The organism is Halorussus limi, from assembly GCF_023238205.1.
Taxonomy (GTDB): Archaea; Halobacteriota; Halobacteria; order Halobacteriales; family Haladaptataceae; genus Halorussus; species Halorussus limi.
Genome location: NZ_CP096659.1, coordinates 1568795 through 1594739 on the forward strand (window position 1 = coordinate 1568795; position 25945 = coordinate 1594739).

General features: G+C 66.2%; 24 protein-coding genes and 3 tRNA genes. 14 read left to right on the forward strand and 13 right to left on the reverse strand.

Annotated features, from left to right (window positions below; translation table 11 throughout):
• Positions 1–90: 90 nt before the first annotated feature.
• Entirely contained in the window at positions 91–1503 is a 1413-nt protein-coding gene (locus tag M0R89_RS08050) for a dihydrolipoyl dehydrogenase family protein (protein ID WP_248652038.1), read from the forward strand.
• On the opposite strand, the gene M0R89_RS08055 is transcribed toward M0R89_RS08050, so the two are convergent.
• Positions 1500–1673, reverse strand: coding sequence for a YHS domain-containing protein (locus M0R89_RS08055; protein ID WP_248652039.1), 174 nt, complete (start codon positions 1671–1673; stop codon positions 1500–1502). The genes M0R89_RS08050 and M0R89_RS08055 overlap by 4 nt on opposite strands.
• A 217-nt stretch (positions 1674–1890) precedes the next feature.
• Here M0R89_RS08055 and M0R89_RS08060 point away from each other — a divergent pair, with 217 nt between their 5' ends.
• The 3 genes from M0R89_RS08060 to M0R89_RS08070 all read left to right on the forward strand — a co-directional run bounded on the left by M0R89_RS08060 (position 1891) and on the right by M0R89_RS08070 (position 6430).
• Positions 1891–2307, forward strand: coding sequence for a hypothetical protein (locus M0R89_RS08060; RefSeq protein ID WP_248652040.1), 417 nt, complete (start codon positions 1891–1893; stop codon positions 2305–2307).
• A gap of 312 nt (positions 2308–2619) precedes the next feature.
• Positions 2620–3099, forward strand: a complete 480-nt coding sequence (locus M0R89_RS08065) for a FlaD/FlaE family flagellar protein (protein WP_248652041.1) — start codon at positions 2620–2622, stop codon at positions 3097–3099.
• A gap of 130 nt (positions 3100–3229) precedes the next feature.
• Positions 3230–6430: a PAS domain S-box protein gene (locus M0R89_RS08070; RefSeq protein ID WP_248652042.1), complete on the forward strand. Its 3201-nt coding sequence runs from the start codon at positions 3230–3232 to the stop codon at positions 6428–6430.
• A gap of 176 nt (positions 6431–6606) precedes the next feature.
• On the opposite strand, the gene M0R89_RS08075 is transcribed toward M0R89_RS08070, so the two are convergent.
• Positions 6607–6681: transfer RNA gene (locus tag M0R89_RS08075), tRNA-Ile, on the reverse strand.
• A gap of 143 nt (positions 6682–6824) precedes the next feature.
• A tRNA-Asn gene (locus M0R89_RS08080) sits at positions 6825–6897 on the reverse strand.
• A gap of 124 nt (positions 6898–7021) precedes the next feature.
• Between M0R89_RS08080 and cca the strand changes: the two genes are divergently transcribed.
• Positions 7022–8440 carry a CCA tRNA nucleotidyltransferase gene (gene cca, locus M0R89_RS08085; protein ID WP_248652043.1) on the forward strand — a complete coding sequence of 473 codons (1419 nt, stop codon included), beginning with the start codon at positions 7022–7024 and terminating at the stop codon, positions 8438–8440.
• Positions 8441–8571: 131 nt separating this feature from the next.
• On the opposite strand, the gene M0R89_RS08090 is transcribed toward cca, so the two are convergent.
• Positions 8572–9015, reverse strand: coding sequence for a RidA family protein (locus tag M0R89_RS08090; protein ID WP_248652044.1), 444 nt, complete (start codon positions 9013–9015; stop codon positions 8572–8574).
• A gap of 202 nt (positions 9016–9217) precedes the next feature.
• On the opposite strand from M0R89_RS08090, the gene M0R89_RS08095 reads away from it, so the two are divergent.
• Positions 9218–10237: a matrixin family metalloprotease gene (locus M0R89_RS08095; protein ID WP_248652045.1), complete on the forward strand. Its 1020-nt coding sequence runs from the start codon at positions 9218–9220 to the stop codon at positions 10235–10237.
• 13 nt (positions 10238–10250) lie between these two features.
• Here the strand turns inward: M0R89_RS08095 and M0R89_RS08100 are convergent, their stop codons facing one another.
• Complete coding sequence (locus M0R89_RS08100) at positions 10251–10706, reverse strand: hypothetical protein (RefSeq protein WP_248652046.1); 456 nt, start codon at positions 10704–10706, stop codon at positions 10251–10253.
• A gap of 69 nt (positions 10707–10775) precedes the next feature.
• Between M0R89_RS08100 and M0R89_RS08105 the strand changes: the two genes are divergently transcribed.
• Positions 10776–10955 (forward strand): hypothetical protein, encoded by a 180-nt coding sequence (locus M0R89_RS08105; protein WP_248652047.1) that lies wholly within the window; start codon positions 10776–10778, stop codon positions 10953–10955.
• A gap of 138 nt (positions 10956–11093) precedes the next feature.
• Here M0R89_RS08105 and M0R89_RS08110 read toward each other — a convergent pair whose 3' ends face one another.
• Complete coding sequence (locus M0R89_RS08110; RefSeq protein WP_248652048.1) at positions 11094–12191, reverse strand: aminopeptidase; 1098 nt, start codon at positions 12189–12191, stop codon at positions 11094–11096.
• A gap of 77 nt (positions 12192–12268) precedes the next feature.
• Positions 12269–13351 (reverse strand): CNNM domain-containing protein, encoded by a 1083-nt coding sequence (locus M0R89_RS08115; protein ID WP_248652250.1) that lies wholly within the window; start codon positions 13349–13351, stop codon positions 12269–12271.
• 174 nt (positions 13352–13525) lie between these two features.
• Between M0R89_RS08115 and M0R89_RS08120 the strand changes: the two genes are divergently transcribed.
• A complete protein-coding gene (locus M0R89_RS08120; RefSeq protein WP_248652049.1) occupies positions 13526–14017 on the forward strand; it encodes an Lrp/AsnC family transcriptional regulator in 492 nt (163 codons plus the stop codon).
• A gap of 21 nt (positions 14018–14038) precedes the next feature.
• On the opposite strand, the gene M0R89_RS08125 is transcribed toward M0R89_RS08120, so the two are convergent.
• Together M0R89_RS08125 and M0R89_RS08130 are read right to left on the reverse strand one after the other, a co-directional pair.
• Positions 14039–14797, reverse strand: coding sequence for a proteasome assembly chaperone family protein (locus tag M0R89_RS08125; protein ID WP_248652050.1), 759 nt, complete (start codon positions 14795–14797; stop codon positions 14039–14041).
• A gap of 72 nt (positions 14798–14869) precedes the next feature.
• Complete coding sequence (locus M0R89_RS08130; protein ID WP_248652051.1) at positions 14870–17500, reverse strand: valine--tRNA ligase; 2631 nt, start codon at positions 17498–17500, stop codon at positions 14870–14872.
• 235 nt (positions 17501–17735) lie between these two features.
• On the opposite strand from M0R89_RS08130, the gene gnd reads away from it, so the two are divergent.
• Positions 17736–18638, forward strand: a complete 903-nt coding sequence (gene gnd, locus M0R89_RS08135) for a phosphogluconate dehydrogenase (NAD(+)-dependent, decarboxylating) (RefSeq protein WP_248652052.1) — start codon at positions 17736–17738, stop codon at positions 18636–18638.
• Positions 18639–18763: 125 nt separating this feature from the next.
• A complete protein-coding gene (locus M0R89_RS08140) occupies positions 18764–19564 on the forward strand; it encodes a hypothetical protein (protein ID WP_248652053.1) in 801 nt (266 codons plus the stop codon).
• Between the two features lie 3 nt (positions 19565–19567).
• Here M0R89_RS08140 and M0R89_RS08145 read toward each other — a convergent pair whose 3' ends face one another.
• The gene (locus M0R89_RS08145) at positions 19568–20185 is read right to left on the reverse strand and encodes a DJ-1/PfpI family protein (RefSeq protein WP_248652054.1); all 618 of its coding nucleotides are present in this window, start codon (positions 20183–20185) and stop codon (positions 19568–19570) included.
• A gap of 132 nt (positions 20186–20317) precedes the next feature.
• On the opposite strand from M0R89_RS08145, the gene M0R89_RS08150 reads away from it, so the two are divergent.
• From M0R89_RS08150 to M0R89_RS08160, 3 genes are all read left to right on the forward strand, one after another.
• A complete protein-coding gene (locus M0R89_RS08150; RefSeq protein ID WP_248652055.1) occupies positions 20318–20893 on the forward strand; it encodes a 2Fe-2S iron-sulfur cluster-binding protein in 576 nt (191 codons plus the stop codon).
• A gap of 117 nt (positions 20894–21010) precedes the next feature.
• A complete protein-coding gene (locus M0R89_RS08155) occupies positions 21011–22471 on the forward strand; it encodes an MATE family efflux transporter (protein WP_248652056.1) in 1461 nt (486 codons plus the stop codon).
• 49 nt (positions 22472–22520) lie between these two features.
• Positions 22521–22593: transfer RNA gene (locus M0R89_RS08160), tRNA-Arg, on the forward strand.
• A 212-nt stretch (positions 22594–22805) separates the two neighbouring features.
• Here the strand turns inward: M0R89_RS08160 and M0R89_RS08165 are convergent.
• The 3 genes from M0R89_RS08165 to M0R89_RS08175 are packed head-to-tail and all read right to left on the reverse strand — an operon-like array spanning position 22806 to position 24639.
• Positions 22806–23453 (reverse strand): iron-sulfur binding domain-containing protein, encoded by a 648-nt coding sequence (locus tag M0R89_RS08165; protein WP_248652057.1) that lies wholly within the window; start codon positions 23451–23453, stop codon positions 22806–22808.
• 47 nt (positions 23454–23500) lie between these two features.
• Positions 23501–23983 (reverse strand): DUF8154 family protein, encoded by a 483-nt coding sequence (locus M0R89_RS08170; RefSeq protein WP_248652058.1) that lies wholly within the window; start codon positions 23981–23983, stop codon positions 23501–23503.
• Positions 23980–24639 (reverse strand): nucleotidyltransferase domain-containing protein, encoded by a 660-nt coding sequence (locus tag M0R89_RS08175; protein ID WP_248652059.1) that lies wholly within the window; start codon positions 24637–24639, stop codon positions 23980–23982. Before M0R89_RS08175 ends, M0R89_RS08170 begins: the two co-directional genes overlap by 4 nt.
• Before the next feature lie 372 nt (positions 24640–25011).
• On the opposite strand from M0R89_RS08175, the gene M0R89_RS08180 reads away from it, so the two are divergent.
• Positions 25012–25887, forward strand: a complete 876-nt coding sequence (locus M0R89_RS08180; protein ID WP_248652060.1) for an ABC transporter ATP-binding protein — start codon at positions 25012–25014, stop codon at positions 25885–25887.
• Positions 25888–25945 lie beyond the last annotated feature (58 nt).

Sequence of the window (25945 nt, forward strand, 5' to 3'; positions counted from 1 at the left end):
CTATTTTTCCGCTGTCGCCCTTTCCGCGTTCGCCCGCCGGGCGTGCCGCGGGCCGAACTTCTAAATCCGTCGGGCGTCGTCAGTTTCGGTATGACAACGCACGTCGTCGTCGTCGGCGCGTACGGGAGCGCCGGGGTCGCGGCCGCACAGGAGTTGGCTGACGAGGAGGACGTTCGACTGACGCTCGTGGACGACGGCGAACCCGGCGGCGGACTCTGCATTCTGAAGGGGTGTATGCCCTCGAAGGAGATTCTCTCGGCGGGTGAACACCGGTTTCAGGCGCGCCACGACGACCGAATCGAGGGCGTCCCCGAGGTGGACCTCGAATCGGTCGTGGCGACCAAGGACGACCACGTCGGCAACTGGGCGGAACACCGGCGCGCGGCGGTCCGAACACTGGCCGACCGCGAGAACGTCGAGTTCCTCCATCGTACCGCCCGGTTCGTCGACGACCGCACCCTCTCGGTCGGCGACCGCGAAATCGAGGCCGACTACGTCGTCGTGGCGACGGGGTCGACAGTCAACGTGCCGGACCTGAACGGCCTCGACGAGGTGGACTACGCGACCAGCGCGGACGTGCTGGACGCGACCGAGTTCCCCGACTCGGGCGTGGTGATGGGGTTCGGCTACGTCGGACTGGAGCTAGTTCCCTACCTCGTGGAGGCCGCCGAGATGGACGTCACGGTAATCGAACACGACGACTATCCGCTGGACGAGGCCGACGAGGCGTTCCGGGCGACGATGCTCGACCTCTACCGCGAGGAGTTCGACGTGGACGTGTTGACGAACACCTACGAGCAGTCGGTCGAGGAGTCCGCGGACGGCGGGGTTCGACTGCGCGTCAGGCGCGGCGGGCCGACCGACGGGCGGCGCGAGACCGTCGAAGCCGACGAGTTGTTCCTGTTCACGGGCCGCCGTCCGGCGGTGTCGGACCTCGGACTGGAGAACACGCCGCTCGACCCCGGCACCGGGTGGGTCGCCGACACGATGCAGGCCCGCGACGACGAGCGAGTCTTCGTTCCCGGCGACGCCAACGGTCACGAACCCATCCTCCACGTCGCCAAGGAACAGGGGTTCCTGACCGCCGAGAACATCCTCCGGCACCGCGCGGGCGAGTCGCTGGAACCCTACCGAAACGTCCACCACCACGTCATCTTCTCGGGACTCGGCGTCTACCCCTTCGCGCGGGTCGGGGCCTCCGAGGAGGCGCTGGCGACCGAGGACCGCGACTACGTGGCCGTCACCCGCGAGGCCAGCGACGACGGCGTGTTCGCGACCAAGGCGGTCCCGCGCGGACTGGCGAAACTCGTCGCGGACGCCGACGACGGCACGGTGCTGGGGTATCAGGGCCTCCACTACCACGCCGACGCGATGGCCAAGACGATGCAGGTCGCGGTCGAGACCGGGATGGACGTGCGCGAGATTCCCGACCGGGCGTACCACCCCACGACTCCCGAGATTCTCGACGGCCTGATTCGGGAGGCCAGCGAGCAGGTGGACTAAGCGTACTCCTCGGGGGTCTCCTCGAACGCCCGGCGGTGTTCCTCGCTGCAGAACTCGTAGGTTACACCCTCGTACTCGACCTGCGCGACCGCGAACTCCTCGTCGCGGTAGTCGGTCTCCTCGGGACTGGTCTTCTCCACGTCGGCACCGCAGACGGCGCACTGGGCCATGTCGGCCCTGCGACGGCTATCGCGGAAAGGATTCGGGCCGTGCGGCGGGGCGTCGCGAGCGATGGAGTGAGAACCGCGGGCGATTGCGGTAGTGTGAGGCCCGTACAGTGCGGTTCGGAAGCCTCAGTGGCTCACGTCCGGCAATCGAACGTCAGTTCCGAGTCGTGTCAGTCGAGTAGCCGCAACCTATTCGTATCTGAGCGGCGAACTAACCTGTATGGCAATCTTAGAGATAAATCTGGAGAAGCCCGCCCTCGTCGAGGAGTACCAGTTCCCGAACGAATCGTCCGGTGGAACCGCCGGGCGGTCCGAGGCAGGAGCGTCCGGTTCCGGAAAGTCGGGGTCCGGCGAGTCCGAGACCGGCGAGTCGAAGTCGTCGGGCGGTCTCAAGGGCAAACTGCTCGGCCTGCTTGCGGTGGCGGTCGGGGTCGGCCTGTTGGTCTGGAAACTCAAGAGTCGCGGCGGGAGCGAACAGACCGACTTCGACGAGTTCGAGACCGAAGCGGAGTCGGGAACCGGCCACAACTCCGGCACCGACGAGAGCGGCGGCGGCAAGCGCAAAGCCGCCAGCGTCCTCGGTCTCGCGGTCGCCGTCGTCGGCCTCGTGGCCGCGGTGCAGAAGCGCCGTAACTGAACCGCCCGAGAGTCTCCTTTCCGTTGCCGTAGCGTCCTTTCGTCGAGGTTTACTGTGATAGTCGCCACGGACGACTTCGAGGTTTCTTATCAACTCGTCTGAATAGGAGTGTCGGGTAGAGGATGAATAGTTACTGGCGACGCCACGATTCCTTCCGCACACAAATCCGCGCGTGCCGGGCCGAGAGCGGAGAAATGCGTGCGCCGGCGGTGGCCAACGCGGGTCGAAGCGGAACGCCGTCTTTGCGCCATCACGGAAATAGCAAGAAAGTTTAAATGGACCGTCCGAGATAGCCGAACGTACCCGAGTACCATGCCGCCGACGCCCGGAGATTACGACCTGCGCGAACTGCGTCGCCTCGCGGACCCGAACCGGGAGAGCCCCGAGGAGTTACGGGACGGCGAGGGACTGCCAGCGCCGCCAGACGAGGTACTGCGCCACAGCGAGCGAAACGAACTCGTCCAGCTTCAGAGCCAGTTCTCTGCGGCGGGCGTGCTCCCCGAGAAACCGTATCTCGACGCCCTGCCCGACCAGTACAGCACGGAGGTCGTGGTGTTCGAGTGGCTCGATTTCCTCATCAACAAGGCCGGGTTCGAGAACACCGGCAACGCGCTGGAGTACTACGAGGAGGTCGACTGGATAACGCAATCGGTGCGCGAGAGCCTCCGGGAGTACATGCGCGGGTTCTCCGAAGTCGAGAGCTTCGACCCCGACAAGCCCGGTCCGGCCGATCTCGACGTGGACGACCACGTGCTGAGTCTGGTGTACATCGCGCGACTGGCGTCGGTCTGAGAGCGGCGACGAGCGCGGCGTCGGGGTGAGCGTCGATTCTCGTACGGTGGTTTTCGGTTCCAGAACGCCTCGCTCAGGCGTGGGACTATTGTGGCCTCGGTGTGTAGCGGGCACAAGAGATTTCTACAGCATGAGCGGCCACAGCGAACGACCGACCGAAGGCGGCGGGGAATCACCGAGCGCTCCCGACTTTGGCGACGACTTCTTCGAGCGCATGGTGGCGGCGGCCAACGACGCCGTGGTCACGGCCGACGCGGACGGGACCCTCGTCTACGCGAACGAGGCGGTCGAGGAACTGTTCGGCTACGCGCCTTCGGAGGTCCGAGGCAGGCAGTTCGTCGAGTTCGTCCCGGAGCGCCTCCGGGGCCGCTACGACAGGTGGTTCGACCGCTACACCGACGGCGACGGCGGCACGCCGCTCGACGACGCGACCTTCGAGGTGACGTGGCTGACCGCCGACGGCGAGGAGATTCGGCTCTCCGTCTCGGGGTTCACCCACGAGAGCGACGGCGGGACGCTGGTCACCGGGTTCCTCCGGGAGGCCGACGACACCGACGCTTCGGCCGAACGCCTCCGGGAGGAGGAGGCGCTCATCGAGGAGATATTCGAGACGAGTCCGGTAGCGTTCGCGGTGCGGGACGCCGACGGCGAACTCCTGCGGGCCAACGAGCGGGCGGCCGAACTGGTCGGAATCGGCTCCGGGGAAATCCCCGCCGAAGACGGGGTCGAGCGGGCGTGGACCGTCTACGACGCCGACGGAGAACCGCTGGCGGAGGACGAGTACCCCGTCGCTCGGGTTCTGGAGACCGGCGACCCCGTCTACAACGAGGAAGTCGTCGTAGAGCAACCGAGCGGACGGCGCGTCCACCTCTCGGTCAGCGTGGCCCCGGTCCGGGAGGACGACGAGATTCGGCGGGTGGTCAGCGCGGCCGAGGACATCACCGAACTCAAAGAGACCCAGTTCGAACTCGAACGCCGCCACGAGGAACTGGAGACCGAACTCTCGGAGGTGTTCAGCCGAATCGCGGACGCCTTCTTCGCGCTGGACGACGAGTGGCGGTTCACCTACGTCAACGACGAGGCCGAGAACCTGCTGAACCAGTCTGAGCGCGAACTCGTGGGCGAGAACATCTGGGACGCGTTCTCGGCGGCGGTCGGGACGACGTTCCAGCACGAGTACGAGCGTGCGATGGAGACCCAAGAACCCGTCTCGTTCGTGGAGTACTACCCGCCGCTCGCGACGTGGTTCGAGGTGAAGGCGTACCCCTCCGAGACCGGTCTCTCGGTGTACTTCCGGGACGTGACCGCACGCGTCGAGCGGAAGGGCGAGTTACAGAACCACGTCAAGCAACAGCGCGCCGTCGCGGAGTTCTCGCAGGCCGCGCTCGAAGACCGGCCGCTCGACGACCTGTTCGACGAGGCGGTCGAACTCGTCTGCGAGACGCTCGACCACGACTACTGCAAGGTGCTGGAACTCGACCCCGACGGGGACGAACTCCTGCTCCGGAACGGCGTTGGCTGGCCGGAGGGTGCCGTCGGGTCGGCGACGGTCGCGGCCGACCGCGGGTCACAGGCCGGTTACACGCTGGCCTCCGAGCAACCGGTGGTCGTGGCGAACCTCGAAACCGACGAGCGGTTCGCCGGTTCCGACCTACTGACCTCCAACGACGTAACTAGCGGAGTCAGCACCGTCATCGGGTCGGCCGACGACCCGTGGGGAATCCTGGGCACCCACGACGCCGAGGAGCGCGACTACGCCGACCACGACGTGCAGTTCGTCCAGAGCATCGCCCACATCCTCACGACCGCCATCCGCCGCCGCGAGCGCGAACAGCAACTCGAACGCTACGAGACCATCGTGGAGACCGTCGACGACGGTATCTACATCGTCGGCCCGGACGGGACGTTCTCGATGGTGAACTCGTCGTTCGCCGAACCGCTCGGCTACGACCGCGAGGACCTCATCGGAACGTGCCCCTCGGCGCTCTACGACGAGGAGACAGTGAGTGCCGTCGAGCGACTCCAACGCGAGATACTCGACGGCGAGCGGACCTCCGCGACCATCGAGCATCCGCTGTTCACCGCCGACGGCGGGAGTTTCCCGGCCGAGACCACGTTCGTCCTCCGGCGGACCGAAGGCGGCGACCACGAGCGCGTGGGCGTGACCCGCGACATCACCGAGCGCAAGCGCTTCGAGCAGACGCTGACCGCGCTCCACGAGTCGAGTCGCGAACTCCTGCAACGCGAGACCGCCGACGCGGTCGCCGAGTCGGTCCTCCAGACCACGACCGACGTGTTGGGAATCCGGGGTGCCGGAATCTATCTCTACGACGCCGAGCGCGAGGAACTCGCCCCGGCGGCGGTCTCGGACTACGTGGCGGACATCTTCGGCGACCTGCCGACGTTCGGGCCGGGCGACGAGGCGCTCACGTGGCGGGCGTTCGCCGACGAGACGACCATCGCGCTCGACGACGTGGCGAACACCGACCTCGCGTACCGCGACGACACGCCGCTCCGGAGCGGCCTCTGGATTCCGCTCGGCGACCACGGCGTCCTCGCGGTGGTCTCCACGGAAGTCGGCGCGTTCGACGCCGACGACCGAACGCTCGCCGACCTGCTTGCGGCCACCGCGGAGGCCGCGCTCGACCGCGTCGAGCGCGAACGCGAGCGACGCCAGCACGAGCGGGAACTGGAGGCCCAGAACGAGCGCCTCGACGCCTTCGCCAGCATGCTCGCCCACGAACTCCGCAACCCACTCGAAATCGCCCAGATATACCTCGACATGGGCGTCGAGTCGACGGTCGGCGACGACGAGGACGCCTCGTCGTTCTCGGAGGTCGAACGCGCGCTCGACCGCATCGAGGAGATGATAGATACGCTGCTGGTCGTCACCCGGCGCGACGGGCCGGTGGACACGACCGAACCGGTGAACCTCGGCGACGTGGCCCGCGAGTGGTGGGACGAGTTGGACCCCCGCGGTACGCTCGCGGTCGAGACCGACCGCGAGATTCTGGCCGACCCCTCGCGACTCCGGCAACTGCTGGAGAACCTCTATCGCAACGCCGACGAACACGCCGGACCGGACGTGACGGTCCGTGTCGGGGACCTGCCGGGCGGCTTCTACGTCGCGGACGACGGCCCGGGCATCCCGCAGGAGGTCCGCGAGGAGGTGTTCGACCCCGGCTACTCGACCAGCAACGTCGGCATCGGCTTCGGTCTCGCGGTGGTCGAGCAGTTGGTCGAGGCCCACGACTGGAACTGCGAAATCACCGAGAGCGAGTCCGGCGGCGCGCGCTTCGAGTTCACGAACGTCGAGACGCCCGAGGAGTGAGACCCCGGTCGGCAGTGGACTACGGCGGCAGTACGACCGCCACGACGGGACGACTTCGACGCCGGTGAGCGAGGAAGTGACCGGATTCGGAAACGGAACCGTCGCTACTGGAAATTGATTCCGGCAGAAGGTCGTCACGGACTTGCCGAGAGACTCGTTCGAGAACGGGTGTCGGATGGGCCCTGACGGATTCGAACCATCGACCACTCGGTTATGAGCCGAGCGCTCTAACCAGACTGAGCTAAGGGCCCGTCGGATACACCTTTTCCATCGGACCCTTTTAGCCTATCGCTTCGGGTAATACGGAAACTACCGGTGTCCGAGAGTAGGTCCGTTTTGCGGTCGGAAAGTCGGCTCAGACGAGACTGCCTGAACGATGTTCGCGAGAATGTAGCGCCGCCGCCAGGGCTCGAACCTGGGACAACCTGGGTAACAACCAGGTGCTCTACCAACTGAGCTACGGCGGCTTCCTCCTGCATTCGTGCATATGCGCGAGTCGTTTGATATGGCTTTCGTTTTCGCCCGAAGGGAGAGAGTCGTTGACGTGGCGAGACGACACGTTTTCGGCCGAGCGTCGAGAATCTACCGCCAATGACCGGCGAGGACGAGAGCTTTGAGGCGGTGGTCGCGGCGGTCGGTGAGCGAATCGACCCCGACGAGCGCGAGCGCGAGCGGATGCGCGAGGCGGTGGCCGCGCTGACCCAGCGTGCGGAGGAGGCCATCGCCGACCTGCCCGTGGCGGGCGACGCGATGCAGGTCGGAAGCACCGCCCGCGGGACGTGGATAAGCGGCGACCGCGACATCGACCTGTTCGTGCGATTTCCCGCCGACGTGGACCGCGAGGCGCTGGAGTCCTACGGACTGGAGGTCGGCCACGCCGTCCTGCCGGAGGGCCGCGAGGAGTACGCCGAACACCCCTACGTGACCGGCGAGTTCGACGGCTTCGACGTGGACCTCGTGCCGTGTTACCGCCTCGACGCCGCGACCGAGATTCAGTCGGCGGTGGACCGGACCCCGTTCCACAACGAGTATCTGAACGCGCGCATCGACGCCGACCTCGCCGGGGAGGTGCGCCTGTTCAAGCAGTTCCTCAAGGGAATCGGCGCGTACGGGAGCGACCTCCGAACGCGGGGGTTCTCGGGCTACCTGACCGAACTGCTCGTGGTCGAGTACGGCAGTTTCCGCGCGGTGGTCGAGGCGGCCGCCGACGAGTGGCACCCGCCGGTTCGGTTCGACCCCGAGGACCACGGGCGGGCGCGCGAGACGGCGAAGCCGTCTCGGAACGAGGAGGTCGGCGACGCCGACCTCCCGTTCGACGACCCGCTGGTCGTCGTCGACCCGACCGACCCCGAGCGCAACGTGGCGGCGGTCTGCGCCGCCGAGAACGTCGCGCGCCTCCAGCACTACGCCCGCGAACTGCTCGCGGACCCCCGCGAGGAACTGTTCTTCCCCGACCCGACCGACCCGCTCTCGCCCGAGGCGGTCCGCGACCGCGTCGCGGACCGCGCGACGACGCCGGTCGCGGTGCGCTTCGACGCGCCCGACGTGGTCGAAGACCAACTCTACCCCCAACTCCGAAAGTCGCTGGCGGGCGTCCGCGACGAACTCGACCGCCGGGGATTCGACGCGCTCCGCGACGCGACGTTCGCCGACGAGTCGGCGGTCCTGCTCGCGGAACTGGCGGTCGCCGAGCGCCCGGCGGTCGAGCGCCACGAGGGGCCGCCGGTCCACGTCCGCCAGCACGCCGAGGGGTTCTTCGAGAAGTACGCCGACGACCCCGAGGCCTACGGACCCTTCATCGACGGCGACCGCTACGTCGTCGAGCGCCGCCGCGAGTTCGAGACCGCCGCGGCGTTTCTGGAGAGCGACGCGCTGTTCGACGTGGCGCTCGGGGTCCACGTCGAGTCGGCGCTGGCCGACGGCTACGACGTGCTGGTCGGCGAGGCGGTCGCGCAACTCGCCGACGAGTTCGGCGCGCAACTGGCCGACTACTTCGACCCCGAGCCGTAGGCGGGGCGGCAGTTTACGAACCGCCTCAGTGGTGTTTGAGACGCATTTTCATTCCTATCATCCGCATTTTCATTGCTATTAGGTGTGTCTTTATTGCTGTCAGCCCTCTCTCGATTTCTCTAACGCCCCCGTCACTCCTCGCCGGTCACCACCTCGGTCTCCCACTCGTCGTCCGGAATCTCGGCCTCGATTGCTATCTCCACGAGGGCGTCGGGGTCGAGCAGGGCGGCGACGCCGACCATCGTGCTCGCCGGGTAGTGCGGCCGCTCGAAGAACTCGTCGCGGACCTCGTGAATCGTCGCCTGGGTCTCCCGCGAGAGCGCGTCCTCGCGGACGAACAACTGCATCTCGACCACGTCGTCCATGCTCCCGCCGAGGTCTTCGAGCGCGCGTTCTCGGTGGCTCAGCACCGTCCGAACCTGTTCGGCGAGACCGCCTTCGGGCGAGAGCGCGCCGGAGAAGACGACCCGCCGGTGGTCGGCGTGGCGGGTCACGGTCGCGTACGACGATTTCGGTTCGTCGAGGTCGTCGGACGCGACGGTGCGCCACTCCGGCAGGATGACGGTCTTCTGCATGCTCCGAAACGACTCGTCCGCGCGGCTTAAAACCGGACGGCGAACGCGACGCTCGGCCCCCGACGGACCGAGTTAAGCCGGTCGTTCGACGGGGGCCACGCGAGCTTACTCGCTTATCCGAATCCTACGCCGGCGGGGTCGCCGTCGGCCGGGACGAAACCGACGCCAACCTTGATACGTAACAACGTAGTCCCCGAAGACGATGTGGCGAACACTGTTCGTCGCTGCCCTCCTCGTGCTGTCGGGGTGCGCCACTCAGGCGCCCGACACCGGGGCGGACGCGGACGGGTCGGCGACCCACCGGGCGCTCACGTCCGAGGACGCGCCGACCCGTCCGAATCCGTGGGGGGAAGGGGAGCTGACGGTCGCTATCAACAACACTGCGAACGAATCGCGGAACTTCCGGCCGCTGGTGTCCGACGCGCTCGACTTCTGGTCGAACAACAGCACGCGCTTCGCCGGGTTCTCCATCGACTACGAACTCGAACCCAACGCCTCGAACCCCGACGTGGTGGTGAAGTTCGTCGACGCCATCGAGTCGTGCGCCAACGTCTCCGAACCCGCGGGGTGTGCGCCCTACGTCACCCGCGGCGGGCAGGTCTCTCGTCCCATCTCCATCGAGGTGGTCGGTTCCTACTCGAACGCCTCGACGCGGCTCATCCTGAAGCACGAACTCGGCCACACCCTCGGGCTGAACCACAGCGCGGGCCCGCAGTCGGTGATGGCTCCGACCTCGCAACTGCGGACGCTGCCGCGACCGAACGCCACCGAGCGCCGGCTACCGTGGGCCGACGCCGACTTCACGGTGTACCTCGACGCGAACCGGACCGACGACGCCGAGGCGACCCGCGAGCAGGTCCGGCACGCGCTCGACTACTACGCCGAGGGCGCGAACGGGACCGTCCCCGAGAACGTCTCGTTCGCGTTCACGCAGAATCGCTCCGCGGCGGACGTGGTCGTGGAGTTCACCGAGAACCTGCCCTGCCGGACCGGCGACAGCGGCTCCTGCGGTCGGGTCCGCGGCAACGACCCCGACGGCGACGGCGCGCTCGAACGCTACGACCACCTCCGGGTCACGCTCAGCGACATCGACACCGAGGCGGTCGGCTGGCACGTCGGCTACTGGCTCGGTTACGGGTTCGGCTTCGAGGAGGACGCCGACTGGCCCGCGCCGTTCCGGAACGCGACCTACGAGGACCGCAGGAACGCGTGGTGGAGGTAGTTCCGACTCGGGGCTACTCCCGGACCCCGACGACTTCCGACTCGCCGCCGGGCGCGGCCCCGGCCGCGAGCGCACCTTCGACTGCGTATACGGCCCCGCACGCGAGCGCGGCCCCGACGCCCAACAGCGTGTCGTAACGTGCGGCCGCGCCCGGCGGGAGCCACCGCGCGCCGGTCGCCAGCAGGTAGTTGACCGACCAGAGCGCCCCGTTCGGCGCACTGGGTCGGAGCGACCACCAGACCGCGACGGCGAGCGCCCCGCCGCCGAGGAGACCCGCGAGCAGGCCGTGGCGCATTCGCTCGCGCCACGACCCCGACCGACGCCCGGCGAGGTAGCCGCCGACGAGTCCACCCGCGAGGACCCCGGCGAAGGCGGGCCAGCGAGCGCCCTCCGGGAGCGCGACGATGGCCGCGAAGCACGCGAATCCGGCGTCGGCGAGTCCACCGACGAGGACGGCTCTCCAGTTCACGCCGGGGCTTGGGCGCACAACGAGTAAAACGTGCGCACTTTTTTCGGACTCCGAACCGAACGCTCGGGCGTGAATCCCGAGAACCAGTCCAAACCGGCGCTACTACTCGGCGTCCTCTTCGCGGTCGTCGCGGTCGTGGGCTACGTCGGCCTCGGATGGCGGTTCGGCGGGGAGTCGAGTCCTGTCGCGGTCGGTCTCGCGTTGGTCGGCGTGGCGGCCGCGGTGTACTTCACGGTTCGCGGGGAGTAGAGGGAGTCACTCCTCGAAGCTGCCCTCCCACCGGAAGGTGCCGTTTCGCCGGACGACCTACACCCACCTTCTGTCTCGCTCCCGCGAGGCGCAGAGCGCCTCGCGTCGCTCGCAAAAGCTGGACCAAAAAGTGAACGGTTAGCCCTCGAAGCCGTCTTCCCACCGGAAGGTGCCGTTTCGCTGGACGACTTCGTCGTCGATTTCCATCCGCGAGTCCTCGCTCACGTCGGTAATCATGTCGATGTGGACCGCGCTCTGGTTGCCTTCCTCGCCCTCGGGCAGACACGAGGAGTAGGCCCGGCCGACCGCGAGGTGGACCGTGTCGCCCATCTTCTCGTCGAAGAGGATGCTGTCGGTGAAGCGGTCGATGCCCCGGTTCATCCCGATGCCGAGTTCGCCGAGTCGCTTCGCGCCCTCGTCGGTGGCGAAGATGTCGTCGAGCGCGCGTTCGCCGACCTCGGCCGACCAGTCGGTGACTTCGCCGTCCTCGAAGGTGAGGTGTACGTCCCGGATGCGCGCCCCGTCGTGGGTCATCGGCACGTCGAAGTAGACCTCGCCCTCGGGGTCCTCGGGCGCGGTGAACACCTCGCCGCTGGGGAGATTGTGCGAGTCGTAGGCGACCGACGCGGCGCTGTTGACCGCGGTCCGGCCCTCGATGGACATCGTGAGGTCGGTGTCCTCCTTGACGAGTCGGACCTCGCTCCCCTCGTCCAGCAGGTCCTTCATGTTCGCCATCTCGTCGGCGAGGCTCTCCCAGTCCCGGAGGACGGCGTCGTAGACGAAGTCCTTGTACTCCTCGTAGCCCATCCCCGCGTTCTGGGCGTGGGCGCGGGTCGGGTGCATGGTCGAGACCCAGTCGGTGTCCATCCGCCGGGCCTTGATTTCGGTCCGGGACTTCTTGTACGCCGCGCGCTTCTCGCCCGGCACCGCTCCCTTCGCGGCGGTGTTTCGCTTGCTCCGGAGCGACAGCACCACGTCCGCGCGTTCGAGCATCGCGACCTCGAAGTCGGGGTTCGGGTCGAAGTCGCCGTCGTGAGACCTGACGAACGCCGACTCGACCTCGTCGGAGATGTAGGTCGCGAGGTAGTTCGCGCCCCGTTCGCCCAATTTCTCGGCGACCGCGACCGCGAGGTCGTGTGCGCCCTCGTCGACGCGGACGACGACGTCGTCGCCCGCCTCGACGCGGGCGCTCCAGTCGACCAACACTTCGGCGTGGTCGTAGATTCGCTGGTCCATGCCTCCGTGGAGGGGTGTCGGGATGAAAACGCCGACGGTTCCGGGCGTCGGCGTCGGAACGCCGGACGAGAGGCGAGTCAACTCGGCACCGCGCCGGGCCGGGACTGGCCGTTGTCGAGCGGGTCCTCGATTTCGCCCATCACGACTTCGAGCGCGTCTGTCGCCGTCAGGAGACCGACGACGTCGCCCTCCGAGAGGACGAGCGCGAGTTCTTGACTCTCGGCCTGAAACTGGTCGATGGCGTCGCTGACGGTCGTGTCTGCCGAGACGGTCATCGGCGGTGCCGCCACGTCTTCGAGACGGGCTTCCTCGGCGCGCAACTCGTCGATTCGGTCGAGTACCGCGGGCACGTAGACGATGCCGAGGAAGTCCTCGTCGTCGCTCCCGAAGAGCGGATAACGGGTGTGGGGCGACGACGACATGCGATGGAGATTCTCTTCTGTCGAATCCTCGGTCGAGAGGGCGACCATCTCCTCGGAGTCGACCATCACCGACTCGACGGCCTTGTCCCCTGCCGCCAGCGCGTTCAGGACCTCCTCGTGGCGTTCCTGAGAGAGTTCGCCGCGCTTCAGCACGGAGTTGAGCCGACTGTGTAGCTGTGCGCGGGATTCGATGGCCTCCTCCTCGGTTTCGAGCCACGCGCCGGTCATCTCGATACCGAACAGACGAAGCGTCCACTTCGCGACCCAGTCGCCGAGCGTGATGACCGGGGAGATAATCTTGTAGAACCAGTAGAGCGGTGTCGCACCGTACCGACAGACCATCCGCGAGCGCTCGACTCCGAGGTAGGTCGGAGTCTGCTCACCGTGAGTGAGGTGGATGAGGTTGATAATCCCGTACGCGATAATCGCTCCCGCTCCAATCGTCGCGAGCGTCGTGCCAGCGAACAGCGGCTCGAACAACGCCGCCAGCGCCGGCTCGGCGACGATGCCGACCGCGATGCTCGACGCCGTGATGCCGACTTGGCAGGTCGTCAGGTACAGTTCGAGGTTCTGTGTCATCTCCCACGCCCGTTCGAGTTGGGAGTCGCCGTCGACGAACTCCGCTTCGGTGAACTGGCGGGCGCGCGTCAGCGCGAACTCGATAGCGACGAAGAAACCGTTCGCCAGAATGAGCAACAGTCCCGCGATTAACCTGAGACCGATCTGAGCTGTGCCTATCGACGGTGCCATCGCGTCGACGTTCGGACGCCACAGGTTAGAAAGCTGTGGCTTCGACGTGGCATTTAAATAGGAAAATCACGTTCTGACACCGAAATCGCGTTCTCGTATCGAACCGGGATGACCCCGTGGAGAACCACCGTTATTACGCTCCGGAGACAACTCCTCGGTCGAATGCGCATCCGTGACCTCGACGAACTGGACAAACACATCGTCTACGCGCTCCAAGCAGCGGCGCGACACACCTCATCGAGTGACATCGCCGAGCAACTCGACGTGTCGCCGAGTACCGTCAGGAGTCGGATTCAGCAACTCGAAGCCGACGGGGTGATTCGGGGCTACTACGCCGACGTGGACTACGAACGCGCCGGGTTCCAACTGTTCACGCTCATCGTCTGCACGGCACCGATTCCCGACCGCGAGGAGTTGGCCGAGCGCGCGGTCGAGATTCCCGGCGTGGTCGAGGTCCAGGAGGTGATGACCGGCGAAGCCAACGTCCTCGTGCGCGCAGTCGGGAGCGACGGTGACGACCTGAGCCGCATCGGTGAGGAACTGGACGAACTCGGCCTCAAGGTGTCAGACGAAGATATCATCCGGAACACCCACCGCCACCCGTACCACCGGTTCGAGAACGGCGAGGACCGCGAAAACGATGCCGGGCAGTGACCGACGCGAGGCCGACGGTCGCTACTGATACATCGAAGAGTCGTCGACCGCGATCGGTTCGCCGCCCTCCATCAGTTGCTCGTAGTGCTGTGCGATCTGCTCCATCTGCTGGCGAATCTCCTCGCTCTGCTCTTCCAGCGCCGTCGTGTCGATGTCGAACTCGACCAGCGGTTCCAGCGCCTTCTCGATGACCGCCTTCGCCGCCTTGGGGTCCGGCAGGTACGGGTGGGCCTTCACGATGAGCGCCGTCGTGGGGATGCTCGCGTGGTAGCAGTCGTTGAGGACGGCCCCACTGGCTCCGCCGACGAACCCGACGCTCGACTCCATCGGAACGCCGACCTCTCGGAGTTCGTCCGCGGCCGACTCCGAGGTGACGACCCCCGTGACCTCGCCGACCTGCTCCTCGGTCTGGGCGGGGACGGCGGCGAGGACGATGGCCCGCTCGAAGTCCGCCGCGAGGTCGTTGACGATGCAGGCGGCGAGGTCGGCGGTCGCGGTCGGCGGGAGCGCGATGTCGCAGTGGGGTATCACCACGTTCGGGTCGTTGCCTGCGTACACGCGGACGAGGTCGCGGACCCACCCGTCGCCGAACGTCGCCACCGGCGGAAAACTCTCCGAGACGATGTTCCCCTCGTGGTGTAGGTCCAACTGTTCGGTGATCTGATTCACCGCGATACTCCCGACGACCCCGTTCTCCGGCATGCCGACGATGAGCGTCGGCGACTCTGCGGTGATTTCGCCGCGTCGCTCGAATCGGGCGTTAGCTTGTGTTCTCGGCATTCCGAGTCCGGTACCACGCGCTGAACCGTAACTCTAGGTACGGGAGGCGAAAGAATCGAAGGAGAGGACGTTTCAGGGGAAGACCAGCGCGGTCGCGTGGTCGGTCTCCAGCACTTCGACCTCCTCGCCGCTCTCGGCGCGGTACTCCTCCTTGATGTCCACGGCGTCGCCCTCAATGGTGACTTCCTCGCCGTCGACGGTCAGGGTGATTTCGCCCTCTATCTCCTTCTGGTTCTTGAGTTGGGTCAGGTCGGCCGACTCCAGCGCGGCGACGACCTGTCCGGCCTTGTCGCGGAACTGCGGGCCGATGGTGCTGTGGTCGGGGTCGACGCCGACCGGGACGAGTTCGACGCTGGGTTCGCCCGCTTCGAGGTAGACCGGCGCGTTCACCGCCTCGCTGAGGTCGTAGGTGTCCCACCCGCGGCCGAGGTCGGAGTAGACCTCGATGCGGTCGAGTTCGGCGTTGAGCGCCATGCCGGCGTCGGACTTCCACGCCCGAATCTCGCTGGCGACCTCCGCGATGAGGTCGCCCCGCTCCTCGGCCTCGGGGTCCTCGAACTCGACCTCGGGCCACGAGGCGGCGTGGACGCTCCCCTCGGTGCCGGGGAGGTGGTCGTACAGTTCCTCGGCGAAGTGGGGCGAGAACGGCGACAGCATGCGGACCGACGCCGACACCGCGGTGTACAGCGCCTTGCGGGCGGCGTCGCGCTCGCCGGGCCGACCCTCGTAGAGTCGCCCCTTCACGAGTTCGAGGTAGTCGTCGGCGAGGTCGTTCCAGACGAACTCCCGGAGTTTGCGGAGCGCGGCGTCGAAGCGGTAGTTCTCCATGTCGGCCTCGACCGCCTCGACGGTCCGGGATAGCTTCGTCAGAATCCACTTGTCGGCGTCGCGGTACGCCGGCGCGCCGATGTCGGGCGTCTCGTCGTCAAGATGTTCCGCCGAGAACTGGAAGATGTTCCAGAACTTGGTGAGGAACCGGGAGGCCGACTTGACCTCCTTCCACTGGAACTGGATGTCGCTGCCGGGTTGGCCGCCGAGCGCGAGGGCTTGGCGGACGGAGTCGGCGCTGTACTCCTCGATGGCCTCCTCCGGTCCGACCGCGTTGCCCCGCGACTTGCTCATCTTGTTGCCGTCTTCGCCGAACACCATGCCGTTGACGAGCGACTCCTCCCACGGAATCTCGTCTTCGAGCGCCGTGACCCGCAAGAGGGTGTAGAACGCCCACGTCCGGATGATGTCGTGGCCCTGCTCGCGGAGCGTGGTTGGGGTGAACTCCGCGTCGGGCCAGCCCTGAACGTGCATCGGCGAGATGGAGGAGTCCATCCACGTGTCCATCACGTCGGTCTCGCCCTCCCACTCGCTCGCGCCGCACTCGGGACAGGCGTCGATTTCGGGGTCGGTCTCGGTGGGTTCGACGGGGAGTTCCTCGATGCCGGCGACGTGGACGTGGTCGCACTCGTCGTTCCCGCAGAACCACGCGGGGATGGGCGTGGCGAACACGCGCTGGCGGGAGATGACCCAGTCCCACTCCATCCCCTCGGTCCAGTCTTCGAGTCGGTCGTACATGTGGTCGGGAATCCACTCGACCTTCTCGGCCTTCTCGAGAATCTCGTCCTGCCGGACCTCCACGAACCACTGCTCCTTCGAGAGGATTTCGATGGGGGTGTCACACCGCCAGCACGCGCCGACCGACTGGTCGGTGGGTTCGGTGTCTTCGAGGTAGCCGGCCTCGTCCAAGTCGTCGGCGATGGTCTCCTTCGCGTCCGCGATGGTCATGCCCTCGTACTCGCCGGCGAGTTCGTTGAGGCGACCGTCCTCGGTGAAGACCGGCCGGAGGTCGAGGTCGTGTTCGGCCCACCAGTCGACGTCCTGCTTGTCGCCGAACGTGCATATCATGACCGCGCCGGTCCCGAAGTCGCCGTCGACGTCGTCGTCGGCGATGAGTTCGACCTCTTGGCCGAACAGCGGGACCTCGAAGGTGTCGCCGATGCGGTCGGCGTACCGCTCGTCGTCGGGGTCAACGGCCATGCCGACGCAGGCCGCCAGCAGTTCGGGCCGGGTGGTCGCAATCTGGATGTCCTCGTTGTCCACGCCGGGGAAGGTGACGTAGTGGAGCGTCCCCTCGCGGTCGATGTTCTCGACTTCGGCGTCGGCGATGGCGGTCTCACACCGCGGACACCAGTTGACCGGGTGTTCGTCGCGGTAGACGTAGCTCTCCTCTTCGTCGCCCTGCGCCATCTCCACGAACGACCGCTGGGTCTTCTCCCAGTAGTCCTCGTCCATCGTCCGGTACTCGGCCGACCAGTCCTGCGAGAAGCCGAGCGACTGCATCGTCTCCTTCATCCCGTCGATGCGTCGCTCGGTGTACTCGACGCAGAGGTCCCGGAACTCCTCGCGGGGCACGTCGGTCCGGTGGATGTCCTCTTCCTCCTCGACCTTCACTTCGGTCGGCAGGCCGTGGCAGTCCCAGCCCTGCGGGAACAGCACGTCGTCGCCCAGCAGTCGGTGGAACCGCGCGGCGAAGTCCATGTAACTCCAACCCAGCGCGTGGCCGAGGTGCAACTGGCCGGTCGGGTACGGCGGCGGCGTGTCGATGACGTAGTCGGGTTCGCCCTCGTGGTGGTAGACTTCGGAACCGCGCCACTCTTCCTGCCACTTCGGTTCGACTCGCTCGGGGTCGTAACTGTCGGGAACGTCGGTCATGGTGTGAGTATAGCTGACTCTGTCGGGGGAGTAGTCCAATCAGAAAGACGCGCCGCTGCGCTGGACAGTTCAACGTACTACCGACGCAGTCAGCCTCATACGAAAACGGAGTGGACGGGTGATGATAAAGGTTCTCGTCTGTGCGGACGTTTCCGCGCGTCACAGTCGGCCTGCCGTCCCGCGTCCGCCGAGCGGAACCGCAACCCCTACCTTCGCCCCCGAACCACCAACTCGCATGCAACTGGGCGTCATCGGACTGGGCCGGATGGGCCGCATCGTCGTGGACCGAGTACTCGACGCTGGCCACGACGTAGTGGCCTTCGACTTGGACGAGGAAGCGGTCGCGTCGGCCGCCGAGGCGGGCGCGACCCCCGCCGACTCCGTGGTGGACCTCGCCGAGCGGTTGGATGACGAGAAGCGCATCTGGCTGATGGTCCCGGCCGGCGAGGCGGTGGACGCCGCGCTCGCCGACCTCGAACCGCACCTCGACGGCGACGACGTGGTCGTGGACGGCGGCAACTCCCACTTCGAGGACTCGACGCGCCGGGCCGACGAGACCCCGGCGGCGTACCTCGACTGCGGGACATCCGGCGGTCCCGCGGGCGCGGAACTGGGCTTCTCGCTGATGGTCGGCGGCCCGGAGTGGGCTTACGAGGAACTGACGCCGGTGTTCGACGCGGTGGCGACCGGGCCGGCGGGCCACGACCGGATGGGTCCCGCGGGGTCGGGCCACTACGTCAAGATGGTCCACAACGGCGTCGAGTACGCGCTGATGCAGGCCTACGGCGAGGGCTTCGAGTTGCTCGCGGAGGGCCGGTACGACCTCGACCTCGAAGCGGTCGCGCGGACGTGGAACAACGGCGCGGTCATCCGGTCGTGGCTGCTGGAACTCTGCGAGGAGGCGTTCCGCGAGGAGGGCACCGACCTCGGCGACGTGGACGACTACGTGGCCGGTGGCTCGACCGGGACGTGGACCGTCCGAGAGGCGCTGGAGCAGGAGGTTCCGGTGCCGCTCATCTATCAGGCGCTCGGCGAGCGGTTCGGCTCTCGGGCGCGCGAGGACGGGCGGTTCTCCCGGCGGCTTGCCAATCGACTCCGCTACGGGTTCGGCCGCCACGAGGTCGCCCGCCGCGAGTAGCGATAGACAGAATTTCGTTGCTCTGAGAAACATTTTCCGTTATACGAGGCGGCCATAGCCTCCGGGATGGTACCGGAACCCACACTCGCGCCAACTTGATAGCCGTCCGACGCGAACGACGCGCTATGGCATCGCCCGTCTCCCTCTACTTCAGCGACTTCGCGGACGAACGCGGGCGAGTCGATTACTACTGGTCGCGCCTCCGGTCGCTCGACGTGCCGGTCCCCGACACGACGTTCGTGGCGCTCGACGCCACCGACGACGGCTACCGGTGGGAAACCGACGAGATTCTGGCGTTCATGGACGAGGCGGACCGCCACCGGGCGTTCGTCCGGACGCAGTTCAAGGCCGCTACGGTCCGACTGCGCGAGGGGTCGTTCGTCCCGCGGCCGGACGCCGACGCCGTGGACCGGACCGTCGAGTCGCTCCTGAACCAGAACGACGAGCAGGGCTGGCCCCACGGCGGAAGTCTCGTCGTCCGTGAGTGGTTGGACCTCGATTTCTGTCGGTTTCCGAGCCACTCGTGTCACCCTTCGGTCCGCTTCTTCGTGAGCGACGGCGAGGTCATCGGACGGACGCCGGTCGAACCGGAGGCTTCCGAGATGGTCTGCGACGGACGATACGAGTACGTCGAGCCGATTCTGGAGGACGCGTCGTTCGAGACGCCTCGAAGGTACGCCGAGCGAATCGCCGCGGAGTTCGACGAGGCGACGTGGGGCGTCGATTTCGTCGTGGACGCCCGCGGCGACTGGTACTGCACCGAGTTCAACTTCAACGGAGTCTACTGGAACCGGCTGGAGGAACGGTGGTGGGACATGTGCGGTCAGGGCGACTTCGAACCGTTCGGCCCGACCGAACTCCACTCCGCCGCGCTGTGGGGCGTCCGGCCCGAGTCGGCCGACGAGGAGCGCGACCGCTGGTGGTGACGGTCAGCGCTCCCCGCCGCCCCGGTGAATCTTCCCCTGCGGTTCGTACTCGATTGTCGTCGCCACGCTCTCGGCCACTTCTTCTCCGCAGAGCCGACCGACGAGATGCAACGCTAAGTCCAACCCGGAAGTCACGCCGCCCGCGGTCAGCACGTCGCCGTCGTCCACCACGCGGGCGTCCACGACTTCCGCGTCGGTCGCTTCGAGGTCGTCGCGGGCGCTCGCGTGCGTGACCGCGGGCCGACCGTCCAGCACCCCGGCCTCGGCCAGCAGCATCCCGCCGGTGCAGACCGCCGCGAGTTCGACGCCGCGCTCGTGGAGGTCCGCGAGAGCGCGGGGCAGGTCGCCCTTCTGGGCTTCGGCCCACGCGCTCGCGTCCGCGCGGTCGTTCCATCCGCCGCCGGGAACCACCACGAGGTCCGGGTCGGAATCGGCGAGGCGCCCGTCGACTTCGATTCGGAGGCCGTGACTGGCGGTCACGAACTCCGCGGCGTCGAGCGACCGGAGACTGACGTCGAGGTCACAGCCACGGTCGGCCGCAGTCGAGAACACCTCGTACGGTCCGACAGCGTCTAGTTCGTCGAAGCCCTCGTAGACGACCACTGCGATTTCGGTTGTCATACCACCACTCTCGGCGGGTGCCGGCAAAAAGCGTCGGTCCCGCGTCCGCCGACGGTCTCCTCTCCCGACTCGTCGCCGTCAGGTCGCGCGATAATCACAATGCTGTTAAACCACCCTTCCGTAGTCCCGCGCATGGTAGACGCACTGGGTCTGGGACTCGGGCTGACGCTCGTCCTCATCGTGGTGGCCCTTCACTACTCGGAGGGCACCGAGTGGCGAACCCCCGACGACATCTCTCAGGAGGTACTCGAACGTCGGGCCGAGACCGTGCCGGAGACCGACTTCCCCGAACCGATGAACCGGTCCATCGGCGGCGGTGGCGGCGCGGTCGCGGTCGGCGGCGGTGCCGAAGGTGAACTCGAAGGAGAGGGCGAGGAAGAGGAGGGCTTCGACCCCGCCTCTATCTCCGACGACGAGGTCGAGTACTTCGACGTGGAGTACGTCAACGAGGGCGAGACCATCGAAGTCGCGAACAACGAAACCCTGCTCGAAGCGGGCGAGGAGCAAGACTGGGACCTGCCCTACGCGTGTCGGCAGGGACAGTGTCTCTCGTGTGGCGGTAAGGTGCAGGACGGCGACGCCCACGACTACGTCCAGCACAGCAACAACGAGACGCTCGGTGACGACGAGGTAGAGAAGGGGTACGTCCTGACGTGTACCGCGTATCCGACCGACGACTTCGCGCTCGAAACGAACGAGACACCCTGACGGTTCCGCGAACGGCTTCACGAGGCGTCTCGGACCGCCGTCCGGTCTCTTTTACCGGCGCCGGAGTACAATTTCAACCGGAAACATTACAATCCCAAGGAGTCTTGGAGACTGACAGTGGCATCGACGCACGCTGACGATATCACGGAGGGCGGCCTGGCGCGCCCCCTCTTTCATCTGGCGTGGCCTATCGTGGTCACCCAGTTACTGCAGGTCGCCTACAACGTGGGCGACGCCTTCTGGCTGGGGCGCTACTCCGCCAGCGCGGTCGGCGCAATCAGCCTCGCGTTCCCGCTCATCTTCTTCTTCATCGCGTTCGGTGGCGGGTTCAACGTCGCGGGAAGCACGCTTGTCGCCCAGTACACGGGCGCGGACAGCGACGGGTCGGCCGGCAAAGTCGCGGGCCAGACGCTCGGATTCGTCGTCGCCATCGGCGCGATTCTGAGCGTCGTCGGTCACTTCGGCTCCGGACCGATGCTGGCGCTGTTCCCGAGCGACGCCGCCACCGCCGACGAGGTGGTCCCGCTGGCCGCCCGGTACATGGAGATATTCTTCCTCGGCCTGCCGTTCATGTTCGGCTTTCTGGCGTTCTCGGCGCTCCTCCGGGGGTACGGCAACACCCGGACGCCGATGCGGGTCATGGCGGTCACGGTCGTCCTCAACCTCGTTTTGGACCCGGTGTTAGTCTTCGGCGTCGGCCCGGTCCCGGCGCTGGGTATCGAGACCGCGCTCGTCCCCGAGATGGGCATCAGGGGCGCGGCCGTCGCTACGCTCGTCGCTCGCGCGGTCGGCGGTGTCGTGGGCGTCTACGTCCTGTTCTTCACCGACACCGGCCCTGACGTCGACCTCAGTCATCTCGTACCCGACCTAGAGTACGTCGAGGACATCGTGCGCATCGGGATTCCGTCGGCGCTGGAGCAGTCGGCGGGCGCGCTCGCGATGGTGATGCTGACGGTGATGATAGTCACCTTCGAGCCGTCGGTCATCGCGGCCTACGGACTCGGCAATCGACTCATCTCGCTGGTCTTCCTGCCCGCGGTCGGCCTCGGCAAGGCGACCAACACGGTGGTCGGCCAGAACCTCGGCGCGGGCAAGGCCGACCGGGCCGAGCGCGCGGTCCGACTCGCGGCGAGCGTCGGCGCCGGCGTGATGGTCTCGCTGGCGGTTCTCGCCGCGGCGTTCCCCGAACCCATCGTCGAGGTGTTCATGGCGACCGGCACCGCCGAGGCCGCCAAGACCATCGAACACGCCTCGGAGTACCTCCGGATTCGCACGGTCGAGTTCGCCTTCATCGGCGTCTTTCAGGTGCTGGTCGGGGCCTACCGCGGCGCGGGCAACACCAAGACCGCGATGGCGTTCTCGCTGATTACGCTGTGGCTCGTCCGCGTGCCCGCGGTGTACCTCCTCGCGTTCGAGACGACGCTCGGCGCGACCGGCATCTGGATCGGCGTCGCGCTCGGCCACGTCGTCGGCGCTATCGGCGCGGCCGTCTGGTTCACTCGCGGGACGTGGAAGTCGGCCGTCATCGACAGCGAGGCGCCCGAGACCGCGGCCGACCCCGCTGTCTCGGAGGACTGATTGCGGCTATCACAATCGTTAAGCCCGCGACCGGAGTAAACCCGTGTGAGGGCGGCTAGTTCAGCGGACAGAACGCTTGGTTCCGGACCAAGAGGTCATGGGTTCAAATCCCATGCCGCCCGTCGCACCCTTATCCCGCGATTTCTGTGGTTTCAGGCCTTTCATCCACTAGATCTCATTTTAGCCCTTTCTCCTCTTCGTTCGATAGTCGAACGAAAGGACCTTCGTCGGGCAGTCAAATTTATCCAACTCGCCGGAAGATGTTCGGCTTCCTGCTCGTTCGATACTCTCACCCCGCTGATTTCAGAATCGGAAGGAGAGATCGACTATGCTCCTATTCAGCGTAGTCGCATAAATCGGCAACCGGACAGTCTGAACATTTCGGATTCGACGCCGTGCAGACTGTACTGCCAAAATCGATGAGCGCGTGCAGATAATCGCTACATCTCCCTGTCGGAGAGGACCGTTCGGCAAGGTCCCAGTTTTCGGCCGCGTTCGGATCGTCGGCCGCGTCGAGTCCGAACACCCGCGACAGAACTCGCGCCACGTTAGTATCCACGGCGACGGCGTCTTTCCCGTGAGCGTGAGCGAGTACCGAGGCCGCAGTATACTCGCCGGCGCCGTGCAAGTCGAGTAATTCGGATCGCTCGTCCGGTACATGTCCGCCGTGCTGTTCGATGATACGGTGCGATGCCTTCCGGAAATACTTCGTTCGCTTCTGTAAGCCGAGAGGCTCTATCTCCTCGCTGATTTCTTCCTCGGAGACCGCGACTACCGAGTCGGGATTAGGAAACTTCTCGACGAACTCCTCGAACACCTCCTGCACCTGTTCGACGGACGTCTGCTGGAGCATGAGCTCGGCGACGAGCACCTCGAATGGCGACGCATCGTTCTTGCGCCAAGGGAGGTGATGCCTTCCGTTATCGTCGTACCAAGTAAGTAACTTATCGACAAACGCGTCGCAGTTCGGGTGCGAGGACATGGTCAGCTCTAGTTATCCTTTCACTTTTGAAATTATGGGGGCAGTATCTACTCACAGAGACAGTCTTGCGTCCGCGTCAGCGCGACGACCTCCTCGTGAAGCGCCACGGCGAGCGCGAAGACCGTCTCGGCGCGATACTCGCCAGCGATGCCCGTCCGATAGTACGACTCCGACCGGTTCTCGATCCAGAGCTTTTCGAGTCGGTCGGCGACGTCCTGCGAGAACAGTCCTGCACGGACGCCCTCGTCGTAGACTTCGGTGTGTCGCTGACCGGCGACGTCGTATCCCTTCTCCTCGACGTAGAACTGAATCGACCGTTCGATGGCGACGAACGACGCCTCGATGATTACCGTGAAGTGGCCGTTGCGGTCAAGCAGGAATCCCGCGGCGTCGAGGAGTCGGCACGCCTTCCGCAACTGGAGGATCGACGAATCGGAGACGTACTCCAGTCCGACCTCCGGATTCTCGGGCCTGCGCTGGAAAGCGTCCTCCGCATCGCCGAGCGCTTCTTCCAACTCGTTCGAGGTCATTCGTCGTCTCCTCCGAACACGTCACGCTTCGCTCGGTCGAACGTCTCGGTTTCGTGCAAGGCGATGCCCTCTTTCAGAACCGGTCGGAGGTCTTCGCCCCGATTGCGAGCACTTTCCCCCGACTCGACGAACACCTCGAACTCGTAACGCTGTCCGTCGATGGGTTCCGCTTCGAGGTCGCGCTTCACGTCCGAGACGGTTCGACGGGCAGTCACCAGCTCGTCGTCGTTCTCGACTAGCACGAACACGTCGATGTCGCTCACGCGGTCGGCTTCGCCGCGCGCCACGCTTCCGAAGCAGACGATCCCCGCGACCGACGGTACTTCGTCGGTGACTCGGTCTACGAACGCCCGAAGCGGTCTCCGGAACTCCGCTTGCGGTATCTCCAGAAACGGATCGTCGGCCTCACGGAGTCGCGTCTCCTCGATTCGGTAGAGGGTCTTTCGACCGCTGTCTCGCCGGACGACCAAACCCAACGCTTCGAGTAGCGAGAGCGATTTCGAGACGCTCGGTCCGCCGAATCCGCTGAGTTCTTGTAGCTCGCTGTTCGAGAACTCTTCGGTGGGATTCCGTGCGGTGATTTCGAGAATGTCGTCCATCGCTTCGTACCTGAAGATTCGGTCGTCCGGGAGCGGAAGCTGTATCTCCACGCGCATTTGTTACACCTGATGTAAGAGTTTACGTTGTATATAAACATTCGGCGTTCTACCGAGCCGGAGAACATCGAAGCCGCGCAATCAAACGGTTCTCGTTCTGTGCGAAAACGCGAATACATTTCACGTACTCCGACTGAAATCGCCACTTTCGGCTCCGATGATTTGGCTGTCACACGCCCGAAAGGACGATTCGTTCGATGGACGAACGAGCGCCCATGCCGCCCGTTCGATTCTCCCTCTCTCCGGACGCCTTCGTCGCAATCACGAGGCGTTCGGACAGGCCGTCGCCCTCGCGAATGCAAAATCTTATGTTTAGGACGACCTAAAATCACGCCCACTGATGACCGACGGGACCAAACGCGGTGATACCTGATGTCCGCGGACACTGATTCGGAGGAGGACGCGGCCGACGAGCGGACGGAGGGGCAGGTGTTCGACGGTGGGGCGTCGCCCGGCGAGTCGGACCCGGCGAGCGTCCTCCACGCCGAAGGACTCGCGCTCGGCTACCCCGGAACCGACGAACCGGTCGTCGAGTGCGACCGCATCGACGTGCCCGAAGGCGAAATTACGGCGCTCGTCGGCCCGAACGGGTCGGGTAAGAGTACGCTGTTGAAGGTGCTCTCGAACCACCTCGAACCGGAGCGGGGGTCGGTGGTCCTCGACGGTCGGGAGATTCACCAGTACGGCGACAAGGAACTGGCCCGCGAACTCGGCCTGCTCTCGCAGGAGAACGACGCGCCGGGGAGCATCACGGTCGAGGACCTCGTCTACCACGGCCGGTACCCCCACCGCGGATTCTTCGACTCCGTGAGCGACGAGGACCGCGAGGCGGTCGAGCGCGCCATCGAACTCGCGGGCGTCGGGGACCTCCGCGACGAGACGGTCGGCAACCTCAGCGGCGGCCAGAAGCAACTCGCGTGGATAGCGATGGTCCTCGCCCAAGACACCGACGTCCTCCTGCTGGACGAACCGACGACTTTCCTCGACCTCCACCACCAACTCCGCGTGATGGAGGTCGTCCGGACGCTCAACGAGGAGGAGGACGTCACGGTCGCGGTCGTCCTCCACGACATCGCGCAGGCCGCGCGCTTCGCCGACTACCTCGTCGCGCTTCAGGACGGCGAACCGTACGACTGGGGACCGCCCCGCGAAGTCGTCACCGAGCAACTGCTGGCCGACGTGTTCGAGGTCGACGCCGCGGTCACGTACACGCCCGACCCCGAAATCGTCCCTAAGCGGTCGCTGTAGGTCCGTCTCTCTCCGCTTCGTCCCGCTGTCCCCGTCTCGTTCGGTCTTCCATCTCGTC